A 13,053-nucleotide genomic window follows, 5' to 3' on the forward strand; every position below is an offset into this window, starting at 1 on the left:
GCGCGCCTGTCCCCGAATGGGGGAAGCGCTAGTCACGCGAGTGACGTTGGATTTCGGAATAAGGGTTCAGTCAAGCCAGCTCAGATTATGGTTCTCATTGCGCACACCAATGACGTTGAGGAAGACGTCCTCCAGCGAGGCATCTTTATCATCGCCGCTGGCCCGCTCACGCAGTTCTTGCAGCGTTCCCTCGGCCACAAGCACACCTTGATTGATAATGCCAACGCGCGTACACAGGCGCTCCACCACCTCCATGATATGCGAGGAGAAGAAGATCGTCGTCCCACGCTGGGTCAGTTCATGCAGAATGTCGCGAATCACACGTGAACTCACGGGATCGATCCCCTCAAACGGCTCATCCAGGAACAGCACCTGGGGTCGATGCAAGATGGCCGCGGCCAGCGCGACTTTCTTACGCATACCTACTGAATAATCAACAATCATCTTATCTGCATCGTTTGCCAGGTCAAGGACACGTAGCAAGTCCTCGGTGCGGCGCGTCACATCGGCATCGGGCACACCATACATATGGCCTGCAAAGAGAATAAACTCACGCCCCGTCAGGCGCTCATAGAGATTCAGGTGCTCAGGAAGTACGCCCATCAGGGCACGCGCGCTGAGTGGATCTTTCCAGACATCCACGCCTCCCACCCAGACCGAGCCAGAGGTTGGGCGCAAGAGTCCCACCATCATTTTGATTGTTGTCGATTTGCCAGCGCCGTTGGGACCCAGAAAGCCAAAGAACTCCCCCGGACGTACAGCAAGGTTCAGATGGTTTACAGCGACCTTCTGGCCGAAGGTTTGCAACAGGTCCTGCGTCAGAACCGCGTATTGCTCAGCACTCTGCCCCGTTTGAGTAGATGCATATGCTTGTGGATAAGCCTGAGCTGTGGCTGGTTGAGGAAAAGGTGTATCTTGAGTCTGTGAAGGATTCTGCTCAGGAAAGGTATTCATTCAAAACATCCTTTTTTATTACTACAGTGTCTACCAATGATAGAAGTATAAGCGAGAGCGCCCAATCTCGCATCTATGGCACTCGCCCTGATTAGGGATGTGGTAGCGGCTGCCAACCGCTACCACATCCCTAACCAGAAATAACTTGCACATGGTGTCAGTAAGATAGACGTAGAAAGGGAGCGAAGATCTAAGGGGCATAATCTCAGCCCCTCGCTAAAAACCCATACATATACCTGTACGCATGGTCACTGCGAAAGTTCCTAGCATAACACACAAAAGGTGCCCCTTTCCAATGGGGCACCTTAAGAAAGAGAGGCATGCACATAAGTACATAGATAAATACAGAGCATTACTTTTGGATATGCGAGCAGGTATTGGGCATCATACTCGACGTACCTGCAAGCGGCTCATTCTGCGATATGGTTCTCTGCGCCACTTGTTGTGGCGAAATAGTACAGGCGCGCTGATGAGGATATACAAGCGTATCAATATTATTAGCTGCGCTACTTACTGGTTGCATAACATGGGAACTGGCAGCAACGGCACTGACAAGCGCCTGGGAACTACAACCAATACTTAGGACCAGAAATGCCAGCGTCACTATGCGTATCTGCCAGGAGCTACAAGAGCGCACAAACTCAACGAACGCACTAAGGAATCGTCGTAACATTACTGGATCACCATCAATTTTCTACAGTATTTAATTCATCCACTCCCCAGGAGCCTTGCTCACCTTCCCCTTACCGCTCTTCATAGCCTTGCCATCTTCCCCAATCCGCTTAGGAAGATCAGAGAGGTTGACGCGATGCCAGAAGGCCGCCGGGAAGAGGCCGATACCAAAGGCCAGCGCCGCGCCAATTTCCAGGCGGTCAACGGGCAGGCCTGGTGGCAGATGGAACGGAACCTGAGAGATAACCCCGACTCGCAAGAGCAGGGCAAAGACAAAAATCGCCAGTTCGAGGACACAGATAACCCAATAGGAGAACACCTCTCGCTTCGAACGACTTCGATACACGACCGCTAAGATGATATTCAGGATACACAGGAATGCACTGATCCACAGAGCAATGGAGATAACCTTCATCTGGCCATCGCTCACGCCAGCAAGGGCCATCCCCATCACAGAATGCAGAGATGTCTGTACGAACAACATGTTCAAGCGTTACCTCGTTTCAATCCTCAGCAATTTATAGGAAATTGCCGCAATGTTTGCCTATGACCAGGCGGACTGGCATCCAGATACAATACAGCATGTCGTGACACAACCAACGCCGCCCCTACATTTGTAGGGTCCAAGCTTGCTTGGACTCCAAGCGCTGGAGAGCGCGGTTCTCCTCAGGTGACCAGACCATGCCAGCATGGCCCCTACAACGTAACGGATATACCCAGAGATACATTATCAATTGCGAGTCAACGCCAGATTGGAGAAGGCTACCTCGGTATCTTTGAGATACACCAGCATGCCTACCTGTCCACCCTTTAGCGAGTTATCGCTCTTGTTACCAACCTGCTTGCCATTGACATAGAACGTAAATTTATCGTTCTGCACATCAATTTTGATCACATTTTGCTGGTTGTGGTTGCCCTTGTACTCACCCTTGATGTCGCCTTCCCAGAGCGGCTGCTTCCAGGCTGCACCAGCATCTGTGCCACGGCTATCGCTGTACTTCCAGAACTGATACTTACGCCCGCCATCCTTGGAGTTACGCACATCAAAGAGGTAGAAGCTGCGCTTACCCTTGCTATCCTTCTGGTAGCGCAAGATGACGCCGTACTCGTTATGAGGGTTATCATCGCCACTGGCATTATCTTTGATCACATTCATCGTGATCGTGCTGACGAAGGAATCAGGCAGCACAAAATCGGACAGAATCGCATTTCTGATACCACTAGACGTATTCTTGATATGATACGCGCCATCCTTAAATGTAAAGTCTCCCCCCACTGGCCAGCTATGCGTATTACTATCGAGGGGATCCTCGAAATAGATGTTAGCTGCCTGGGCCGTTGCTGTCACACCCGCTTGGGCGGTGCTGGTCGCCTGGGCTTTCAGAAGCATTGTATCATGAGGGTTAGACTGTTGAGGGGTAGTATGCGAATTGACTAGCCAGAAGAGACTACCACCAAAGATGATCAATGCAGCTGTAACAATCAAGATAGCCGATTTCAGGCGATTGCTCAACTTCTTCTGCTTTAGATTCTCCTCCTCTGCCTTCAGATCATCCTGCATCTCGGCAGGCAACTGGGGCAGCATACCCGTCACATACTGACCAGGCTTGCCCGCGACCGGAATCTTAAAGACTCGGGCTGGCTGGACCAGGCGCATCATGCTGGTTGTGTTTGAAGCACCCGGAGCGCTCACCTCGCCAATTGGCGCCAGGAGACCCGTTTTTCCCTGTTCAGGATATTGGCCACCAAAATCAGCAAGCGTGCCAGTCTTGCCCTGACCAGACTGTGGCCAGTTGGGCGCGAAGCCCTGTTGCTGTCCCCATCCATCCTGCTGAGGCTGCGGCATCATCCCCTGCTGCTCATTATTCATACCGGTCTGCGCTGGCTCAACAGGCTGCTCAGCAGCGGGTTGTGCCGTCGCAGCATAATTTAGCAGACCCGTAGGCTTGGACCCATAGGAAAAGAGTGATGAAGAAGCGGGCTGTGCGTTCTGCTCTGTCTCTGGTGAGGAAGGCTGCGCCAGGTTGAGTGAGGAGCTTCCGGGCTGAGGCGTCGCCTGGGGCTTCTCAGATGAGAACTGGCTTAATAGCCCGCCTGCACGAGGAGTGGACGGTGCGCTTCCTCCAAATGAGGAGGGCGCCTGCGGAAAATCCTCCTGCGGGATCGCGGGCGATTGTTCCGGACCCCAGGGTGGCGTGTGCTGGTTAGGCGCTTGATTCTGGTTCTGCGCCAGAAATGTATTAGGCATTCCGAAGGAGGCATCGCCAAAATTGGTATTTCCTGAAGAGAGGGCCGGGGCCACGGGCGTCGGACGAACCGGAGCAGCCTGCATCTCTGGAGGAAGGATGCCTGTAAAAGAGGGCATCGTCATACTCGTCCTGGCGATAAAATCATTGCGCACGGGCGGTTGCGCGGGTTGAGATGCCTGGGCGTTAGCGCCAGGGGCTGCCTGGCTTATGGGAGCAGGCATAGGTGGAAATGGGTGCTGCTGTTCAGAAGGCTTCTGAGGCGAGTTCTCGTCTTGTGAAAAATGATTTTGTTGCCACATAGGATCAAACAGACCTCGCTTGGTAAAAGAAGCATCACCCTGAGCGGCAGGCACTTTAAGAGTCTCGCCAATGGAGACACCAGCCGAGATCAGCGCCTCGCGAAAAGCGCCCGCGATCTCACTGGCATTGGCATAGCGATCCTCAGGCCGTTTCGCCAGGGTGCGCAGTATCACCTGCTCAGCCGCCACCGGGATATCCGGACGCAGCAAGCGTGGTGAGGACGGCGGATTATTTAAATGCTGCATGGCCACCTGCATAGGGAGTGCCCCTTTAAAGGGCAGGCTCCCTGTGACCATGTGATAGAGCACGCAGCCAAGCGAGTAAAGATCAGCACGTATATCGACTGGAGTGCCGATGACTTGCTCAGGCGACATATAGTCGGGCGTGCCCAGAGGGGCTCCAGCCCCCGTCAAGCGCACTTGCGCGGATTGCCCATCAGAGAGGATTTTCACCAGGCCAAAGTCGGTCAAGACCAGGCGGCCCTCCTGTGTGAGCATCACATTCGCCGGCTTCAAATCGCGGTGAATGACACCCCTCCCATGAGCCACCTCTAGAGCGGCCGCGAGCTGTTCAAGATAGTTACTGGTTTGTGCCAGGGGCAGGCGTCCCTCGCGCTCAAGTACATCGCGGAGCGTGCCTCCGCTCAAGTAGGGCATAACCAGGTAGGCCAGCCCATCCTGCTCGCCATATTCATGCACAGGCATGATATTTGGATGGACCAGGGAGGCCGCGGCATCCGTCTCGCGCCGGAAGCGCTCCAGGAACGCAGCCTTTTGACCGGGATTGAGCGGCGTAAAAGGGAAGAGCACCTTGACCGCAACCTGGCGGCGTGGGCGAGATTGCTGAGCCAGAAAGACGGCTCCCATCCCACCCTGACCGATAAGTTGCTGCAAGGTGCATGTCCCAAGCGCCTTACCAATCAAATCCTCTGCGTTCATACGACGACCTGCCTCTTACATGTAGATGAATAGGAACGGACCAGTGATGCCCCAAAACTAGTGCGTAGGATTGTTTACCCCGCGCGTTACTAAAAGGTTTCTAAAGGCAACTTCCGAGTTTTTCAGGTTCACAATCATACCCACCATGCCAGTAGCATAGGAGTTATCAGTGGCATCCATCACCTTCTTCCCATTAACCCAGAAGGTAAATTTGTTGCCATCCATCGTCGCGGTGAGCGTGTTCGTCGCGTTCGCGTCCCCCCCAATCTTAAACTCATTCCCAAGGTTGACGTTCTTCCCAATCTGCTGCCAGAACTTATTCTTATCGCCCGAGCTATCATCGTATTTCCAGAAGCGGTAGTAGCCACCTTTTTTATTTAAGACCTCGAAGGTGTAAAAGTGGGTAACCTGCTTCTTGTTTTGCATGGACTGCGAGAAGCGGAAGATCAGGCCAAAGGTATTGACCTCTGAGTTATCGTCGCCAGCGATCTGGCGCATTGAGAGTGAATATGTGATAGGGCCATTAAAGGGCGAGGTCTCCAGGAGACTGATACCGCTGGCATCGGTATGGTTCGTGATATGATAGGCCCCATCCTTAAAGGCATACATATCTGCTGGCGTTTCAGGCCAATCATGCGCGTTATGGTCCAGGGGATCTTGAATCAGGATATTAGAATTGGTTGGTGCCCCCGAGGTCTTCTGGGTACTCGTCACACTGCTCCCGCTGCTGGTATTGTTTTGTGGAACCTGGCTCGAACGATTATGCATAAACCAGAACATACCGGCCCCCACCAGCAGAATCAGCACAGTCGCCACCGAGATGGAGATAATTTTTACCCCCAACGAGGCTCCCGAGCGCTCAGAAATCTTCTCATCAGCGGGGATTACCGGCAGAATGCCGGTCACGTAGCGACCAGGCTGGCCCGCAACAGGCACCTTCACGACTTTTACCGGCCCGGTGAGCTTGACTGTTTCGTTATTGCCATTGGTAAGCGTCAGCGTGCCCGTGCCCTGCTGCTTGTTGATCGACATCAGCGAGCCAGTGTTTGTGCGCAGAGCGCCTGTGTTTTGTTGGCCCGAAGGCGCGATCAACGTACCCGTGTTACGCTTTACCATACCCGCTGACTCAGGCTGAGGAGCCAGGGGCGTCGAGGGCAGCAGAGAAGCGGCGAACTGCGTACTAAAATCCTGCTGCGGCGCCTGTGTCATAGTAGAGAATTGCTCAGGCATCTGCTGAGCCATTTCGTCCTTTGGCTTACCATTCACCAGGGGAAATTTTCCCGTACGCGAGAGCAGGCCACCAGCTGGACGCGCAGCCTCTATAGGCAGAGGAGAGAGCGGATCAGCGGGAGCGAATGCCGGCGCGTCGGCAATACCAGGAGCACGTGCCAACAGGCCACCACCGACGGGGCTGACCTGGCCAAGCTTCTTCGAGGGCAGGACACCGGGTCTAAACTGGCCCCTGGCTGCAGGAGCAGCCGGCTCAGCCTGGGGAGCCGGAGCGTTTGGTCCAGGGACTGTCTGGATGCGCGCGCTATGCCGTGCAGGCTCAAGCATGCCTTTGGGAATAAAAATGCGCCCTGTATTGGAGGTAACACCATTCAGCAGTGGACTCACACCAAGCTGGACGCCTGAGCTCTGCAAGGCATTACGGAAAGAGATAGCGAAATCGACTGCGGTCGTATAGCGATCAACCGGCTTTTTAGCCAGGGCCTTCAACAAGACCTGGGCCGCGGCCAGGGGCAAGTCTGGACGCAAAGCCTGGGGCGAGGGTGGTGGAACCTGCAACTGCTGCGCGGCAATCTGCATAGGCGTCTCTCCCTGGAAGGGAGTTGTTCCCGTGAGCATCTGAAAGAGAATCACACCCAGAGAGTAGAGATCGGCGCGTTGATCAACATCGCTGCCAATGACCTGTTCGGGCGCCATATAATCGGGCGTGCCAACTGGCACCCCTTCGCCAGTCAGGCGAACCTGGGGGGCATAGCCCTCGCCCACAATCTTCACCAGGCCAAAATCGGTCAATAAGAGACGCCCCTCGGGGGTCAGCAGAATATTGGCTGGCTTAATATCACGGTGAATAACCCCGTGATCATGCGCGTGATCAAGAGCCGCGGCCAGTTGTTCGAGATAATGCGTAGCTTTATCAAGAGGCAGGGGTCCAAAGCGCTCCAATTCGTCGCGGAGCGTACCACCACTGATGTAGGGCATAACCAGGTAGGCGATCCCATCCTGCTCACCATATTCATGGACGGGCGTAATGTTAGGATGATCCAACGAGGCCGCGGCATCCGTCTCGCGGCGAAAACGCTCCAGGAACGCCGCTAGCTGATTAGGATTCAAGGGCGACATTGGCATCAGCACTTTTACGGCAACCTGGCGGCGCGGGCGTGACTGCTGCGCCTGGTAGACAGCGCCCATGCCTCCCTGACCGATGAGCCTCTGGAGCGTACAGGTCCCCAGCACTCTTCCTATCAAAGCTTCTGCGTTCATTCTAAAACCTACCCCTTTTCCTGCTCACAAATACAATCGCTAGCTAGTCTTCGTCCTTCGATCTATTGCGATCCGCGTGGGCAACGTGATCCATCACACTTGCATCCTCTACCCACCGCATCTTTATCAGCCACTAGAGATATTTGTACCTTTGTACATATTATTCAACTTGGCTGGTTCTGACAACTTCTAGGCCCTGTAGGCATGACCAAAGTAATGTTTCTTTTGGCGCTCAACCGACAAGAAACACTTTACGCTAAAGCTCACTCAAGGATGTATCTCGGTAGCGTTTGTTATAACAGCGTTTGTTATGACATCTCAAAGCTCTCCGGTAGCGCGCACTATTATACTAAACGGGCGAGTAAGCAAAATGGTAGGAAATAGGGAAAAGAGGGCTAGTGACTGAATATGCATGAGGCCCCCTTCACCACAAAATGGCGGAGGGGGCCTCATGCATATTCAGTCTACACTTCTTCGGCGAAGGTTTGGGAGTCGTGCAGGCCGGTTGAGTCACGATCCTCTTCCGCGTCGAGCGGAAGCACACTATCCTCGATCTGCACAGACATCGAGGGTACCATGCGACTCTGTATGATAATGCCACGTAGCAGGGAAGAGGCAGCCTGCGCGAAGAGGGGGCGCAGGGCAGCCAGGCGCTCGCGTTGCTGTTGTAGTTCGGTCAATTGCGCTTGCGTGTGTGAGGCCACATTCCGCTCGTTCATCACGCCATCCGTCATCAGCGGCACCACTTTATCCCAGGCCTCCTTCATGTCGGCCACCTGGCCAACTGCCGCCTGGACTTGCTGGAGCAGGTCAATGGTCTGATTGAGCAGCATCAGGATATCACCCTCTGCCAGCTCGATCCGGTTGAGAAGCGCATTCAAGGACATGCCACGCGACCAGGCAAAGGCCACGCCGTGGAACTCTGGCTGGATACTCGGTGAAAAGTTAATCCCGGCCCGCTCCTCGATGCCATGGACATGTTGCAGTACCTGGTAGAGATCGCGCCGCACGCGCGCGAGGCGCGACGCCAGGACATTCCGATTATGCAGGCGCTTATCGTTGCTGAAAGTGAACCAGCTACAGATCTCGGCGACCTCGTTGGGCGACATACCATCGAAGATGCCACGCATTATCATCTCGACCAGCATGATACCCGCAGGGTGGAAGATACCGCGCAGGAGGCGCCCCTTCAACGTCAGCTCATCGTTCTGGCCGATATGGCCAAGTGCCCGCAAGGCGAAGATCGTGCCATCTAGTTCGGCGGCGCCCGCCCGGCTGAGTGGGTAGGAGCCGATGCGCTGGCGACGCTTTTCTAGCGCCTCAAAAGCGCCCTCAGAGGCCGCCCCTTTCTTCTTGCCCGACTTGCGCGCCTTCTGATAGCGCTTCTCCAGGCGATGATACTCGTTCAGCTCCCATATGAGGTAGCGCTGGTACTCGCGCAGGCTGGAGGCGCAGATGCGACGCAGATGCTGCACATCTCCTGGCCGCCAGAGGTTGAGCACCGAGTTATAGCGAATGACAAATGAGCTAGTGACGGGTAGCATCTCGCCTGTGATGCGCTGAAATGCATCCTCGAAAGGCTCCCAGGGTGAGTAGGGGATAACTGCCGAGCCGCGCACATCCATGCCGCGACGTCCAGCACGCCCGGTCAACTGACGGTATTCATTGGGCGTGAGCAGGCGCATCTCCTGACCATCGAACTTGCTGAGGCTGCCCACCACAACGGTACGAGCTGGCATGTTCACGCCCAGGGCCAGGGTATCGGTCGCGAAGACGGCTCGCAGGTGTCCCTGGGCAAAGAGCGTCTCCACTAGCACCTTCAGTCCCGGCAGCAGGCCGGCATGATGGAAGGCGATTCCGCGCGGAAGCATGTTCGTCAGGGAGAGCACCTGTTGCAGGTTGCGATCCTCGGGCGGCAGGCGATCTAGCCATATCCCAATTTCTTCGCGAATAAAGGCCTCCTCCTCGGGGGTCGTAAAGCTATGGAGAGAGGCGCTCGTGGCGGCCTCTTCCACCACACGACGACCAGGCAAGAAGTAGAGACAGGGCAGCATATCGGCGTTGCGAAGCGCGGTCAATGTCTCGCCTGGCTCGGGGGCCTTGAAGAACTGGCGCTGGCGTGGCCGTACGGGGCGCTCTTCCGTCTCACTGCCCTCTTCAGTATTGGGAGCAGCATGCGCCGGAGCTGTAGAGGGAGCAGACGAGTGCTGCTGCGCGCGCGAGGTGCTTGGTTTGCCACGGCGCTCGGCCCGGCGTCGCTGCTCGCGGTTGGGCACGCGACCCTTACGCCGATTCTCCTGCTTATCCCAAAACTCCTCGGTGACAGCCTCCTCGTCAACCTCGTCCTCCTCATCATCATCATACACGTAGGTACGTCGGCGATTCATCATCTGCGCGATCTTGGCCTCGCCACCAACTCTAGGGAAACGATTGACGCGGTTCCCCTCAGCATCCTGCACCAGGTGAATCTTATCGCCATAGTAATAATAGTGCTCCAGCGGGACCGCGCGCTGCTCGTGAAAGACCAGTGAGATGGGGCGATGCACACGACTGATCCAGCTTGCCAGGTCTTCAGCGTTGCTAACCGTGGCGGAGAGGCCCACCAGTTGCACATGCTTAGGTGAACAGATGATCGCCTCCTCCCAGACAGGGCCGCGATCAAAGTCACTCAAGTAATGCAGTTCGTCAAAGACCACAAAGCCGACATCACGCAGCTCGCTGGCATCAAGGCGCTCACCGTTGGCGAAGCGCTCGCCTCCATCTTCCAGCAGCATATTGCGATAGACCTCGGTCGTCATAATCACAATCGAGGCATGACTATGCTCCACAATATCGCCAGTCACCAGGCCAACATTGTCATAGCCGTATAGCTCGCGCATATCACGATACTTCTGGTTCGAGAGGGCCTTAAGAGGGGTTGTATAAATGATACGTTGCCCACGCTTCTGTGCTAACCAGACAGCGAACTCAGCGACCAGGGTCTTACCAGTTCCGGTAGGAGCAGCCACCATAACAGAGCGCCCATCCAGCAGATGAGCCACAGCCTCTAGCTGAAAATCATCGATGGGAAAGGGATAGCGAGCAGCAAAATCTTCAATTGCGGCCTGGTTCACACGCCCGGCCTCCACGTATTCGTCCATGCGCCTTTTTCTTTACAGTTTCAAACGTTCGCAATATTGATCTCCATTGTAACATGCAGCGGGGGTCTGAACAAGCAGGACGATTGCCGAGGCAAACTGGGTGTTTGTCCCGCGCACATGAGGGACAAACACCCTGCTTGGTTATCACCTTATGGAAGCGCCCATCGTATTGTGTATAGTAAGAGTTTTCTTGCCGGGTGGCTGGTGGTTCCGACGCAGAGATATTATTCGCTAGACAGCAGACAAGTATGTAGGAGGTACAGCATGGATAAACGCGAGTCAAAAGGTCCAGTAGGCAAAACCCTGGCTGTAGTCTATGGAGCGGTCGCGGCCTTCACAGCCATCTCGATCATCGTCCCCATCTGGATGGAGAAACTAGAGCAGCGCGCTAGTCGCAAGAGGTAGATATAAGTAGTGTGTGATGCAACAACTGCCGGGCTTCAGCCCGGCAGTTGTTGCATCACACACTACTTATTCCATAACCAAAGGTGGGGGAGGGATTGAATCTTGGAGCCTGGGTGTTTATACTATAGGAAGACAATTGAGAGAAATATGCGCCAGCGTTGATAAAGAAGAGTAACCTGCGCGAGATACCAGCGAGCCGACGGAGGGTGCGAGGTCGACAATCAACAGCAGGTGAAGGGCGCTTTGGAGCTGGCTTTGGATTCCATAAAGAGTGGCTTCACTGATTTGTGGTGAAGAAGCAGGGTGGAACCGCGCATGTCGCCAGAGCGTTGTAGTGGCCCCAGGCCTACGCTGGCAACATTCGTCCCTGGGCGGAGAGAAGACGCCTGGGGATTTTTTTATGTGGAGGTTTCACCACTCATGACACAAATCGAAGAGATGCAAGAAGAGATTCAGGGAACACCCCTGGTTCCCATCGACAAGATCGTCTCCCTGAGCAAACGGCGCGGGTTTGTCTATCCCAACTCCGAGATCTATGGTGGTATCGCGGGCTTCTATGACTTTGGCCCCCTCGGCGTCGAGCTGCGCAACAATATCCGCCGCTTCTGGTGGTGGTCCATGGTGCAGATGCACGACAATGTCGTGGGTATCGAGGGCGCGAACATCACCCATCCACGCGTCTGGGAGGCCAGTGGACATGTCGAGAACTTCGTCGATGTCCTGGTCGATTGTAAGAAGTGTAAGCGTCGCTTCCGCATCGACCACCTGGACCCCAAAAATGTTGAGCAGAACAAGTGTCCAGCCTGTGGCGGCGAATTCACCGAGCCGCGCCGGTTTAACCTGCTTATGGAGACCTACCTGGGCGTGGTTGAGGGCGACCGCATGAAGACCTACCTGCGCGGTGAGGCCTGCCAGAACATCTACCTGGACTATGATAACGTTGTGAAGTCCTCGCGTGTACAGATCCCCTTCGGTATCTGTCAGATTGGTAAGGCCTATCGCAACGAAGTCACGCCGGGTAACTTCCTCTTCCGCCAGCGCGAGTTCGAGCAGTGGGACCTGCAATTCTTCGTGCATCCCAGCGAGATGGACAAGTGGTTTGATTACTGGAAGGAGTATCGCTTCAAGTGGTACCAGACCATCATCAACCACAAGGATCGCCTGCGCTTCCATGAGCATGGCAAGGACGAGCTGGCACACTACGCAAAGAAGGCGTATGACATCGAGTACCGCACGATTCTGGGCTGGCAGGAGTGGGAAGGCATCCACTGGCGCCAGGATTGGGACCTCTCGCGCCACAGCCAGTATAGCGGCCAGGACCTGAGCTACACCGATCTCAACACCAAGGAACGTTATATTCCCTGGATCGTCGAGACCTCGGGTGGCGTGGATCGCACCTTCCTCAATCTGCTGCTCGACGCCTACGAGGAGCAGCCAGATCCCATGGGCAAGGGCAATGATCGCACAGTGCTGCACCTGCACCCCTGGCTGGCCCCAGTCAAGTGTGCAGTTCTTCCTTTGCAGAAAAATAAGGAAGAGCTGGTCGGCGTTGCCAAGGATATCCATAAGAACCTGCAACGCTTCATGGTCACCCAGTACGACGATATCCAGAATATCGGGCGTCGCTATCGCCGCCAGGATGAGATTGGTACTCCCTACTGCGTCACCATCGACTTCCAGACCCTGGACGACCAGACCGTCACGTTGCGCGAGCGCGACAGCATGGAGCAGATCCGTATTCCGATCGCGGAACTGACCATGTACTTGCTCGACCGCGTCACCTGGAAATAAAAAATACTAAAAAAGGAGGAATGAGGCTCTGTGCAGCCATCGGCTGCACAGAGCCTCATTCCTCCTTTTTTAGTATCGATAAACTTATAAATTGTTCCATTCGGGCGAAGATAA

General features: G+C 55.0%; 8 protein-coding genes. 2 read left to right on the forward strand and 6 right to left on the reverse strand.

Going from position 1 to position 13,053, the window contains the following annotated elements:
• Positions 1-66: 66 nt before the first annotated feature.
• The 6 genes from JMJ16_RS24785 to JMJ16_RS24810 all read right to left on the reverse strand — a co-directional run bounded on the left by JMJ16_RS24785 (position 67) and on the right by JMJ16_RS24810 (position 10,743).
• Positions 67-954, reverse strand: coding sequence for an ABC transporter ATP-binding protein (locus JMJ16_RS24785; RefSeq protein WP_201385814.1), 888 nt, complete (start codon positions 952-954; stop codon positions 67-69).
• Positions 955-1,306: 352 nt separating this feature from the next.
• The gene (locus tag JMJ16_RS24790; protein WP_201385815.1) at positions 1,307-1,627 is read right to left on the reverse strand and encodes a hypothetical protein; all 321 of its coding nucleotides are present in this window, start codon (positions 1,625-1,627) and stop codon (positions 1,307-1,309) included.
• A gap of 30 nt (positions 1,628-1,657) precedes the next feature.
• Entirely contained in the window at positions 1,658-2,110 is a 453-nt protein-coding gene (locus tag JMJ16_RS24795) for a hypothetical protein (protein WP_201385817.1), read from the reverse strand.
• A gap of 246 nt (positions 2,111-2,356) precedes the next feature.
• Positions 2,357-5,113 (reverse strand): serine/threonine-protein kinase, encoded by a 2,757-nt coding sequence (locus JMJ16_RS24800; RefSeq protein WP_201385822.1) that lies wholly within the window; start codon positions 5,111-5,113, stop codon positions 2,357-2,359.
• 57 nt (positions 5,114-5,170) lie between these two features.
• A complete protein-coding gene (locus tag JMJ16_RS24805; RefSeq protein WP_201385830.1) occupies positions 5,171-7,603 on the reverse strand; it encodes a serine/threonine-protein kinase in 2,433 nt (810 codons plus the stop codon).
• Between the two features lie 464 nt (positions 7,604-8,067).
• Positions 8,068-10,743, reverse strand: a complete 2,676-nt coding sequence (locus tag JMJ16_RS24810; protein WP_201385832.1) for an RNA helicase — start codon at positions 10,741-10,743, stop codon at positions 8,068-8,070.
• Positions 10,744-11,007: 264 nt separating this feature from the next.
• On the opposite strand from JMJ16_RS24810, the gene JMJ16_RS24815 reads away from it, so the two are divergent.
• Positions 11,008-11,148 (forward strand): hypothetical protein, encoded by a 141-nt coding sequence (locus tag JMJ16_RS24815; RefSeq protein WP_201385835.1) that lies wholly within the window; start codon positions 11,008-11,010, stop codon positions 11,146-11,148.
• 420 nt (positions 11,149-11,568) lie between these two features.
• Positions 11,569-12,939, forward strand: a complete 1,371-nt coding sequence (locus JMJ16_RS24820) for a glycine--tRNA ligase (RefSeq protein ID WP_236600456.1) — start codon at positions 11,569-11,571, stop codon at positions 12,937-12,939.
• Positions 12,940-13,053: the final 114 nt, after the last annotated feature.

It is taken from the genome of Ktedonobacter sp. SOSP1-52 (genome assembly GCF_016587395.1).

Excerpts from the sequence above, each read along its gene's own strand:
- JMJ16_RS24800 (WP_201385822.1), bottom strand. The coding sequence starts at position 5,113 with ATGAACGCAGAGGATTTGATTGGTAAGGCGCTTGGGACATGCACCTTG.
- JMJ16_RS24815 (WP_201385835.1), top strand. The coding sequence starts at position 11,008 with ATGGATAAACGCGAGTCAAAAGGTCCAGTAGGCAAAACCCTGGCTGTA.
- JMJ16_RS24810 (WP_201385832.1), bottom strand. The coding sequence starts at position 10,743 with ATGGACGAATACGTGGAGGCCGGGCGTGTGAACCAGGCCGCAATTGAA.
- JMJ16_RS24805 (WP_201385830.1), bottom strand. The coding sequence starts at position 7,603 with ATGAACGCAGAAGCTTTGATAGGAAGAGTGCTGGGGACCTGTACGCTC.
- JMJ16_RS24795 (WP_201385817.1), bottom strand. The coding sequence starts at position 2,110 with ATGTTGTTCGTACAGACATCTCTGCATTCTGTGATGGGGATGGCCCTT.
- JMJ16_RS24820 (WP_236600456.1), top strand. The coding sequence starts at position 11,569 with ATGACACAAATCGAAGAGATGCAAGAAGAGATTCAGGGAACACCCCTG.
- JMJ16_RS24785 (WP_201385814.1), bottom strand. The coding sequence starts at position 954 with ATGAATACCTTTCCTGAGCAGAATCCTTCACAGACTCAAGATACACCT.
- JMJ16_RS24790 (WP_201385815.1), bottom strand. The coding sequence starts at position 1,627 with ATGTTACGACGATTCCTTAGTGCGTTCGTTGAGTTTGTGCGCTCTTGT.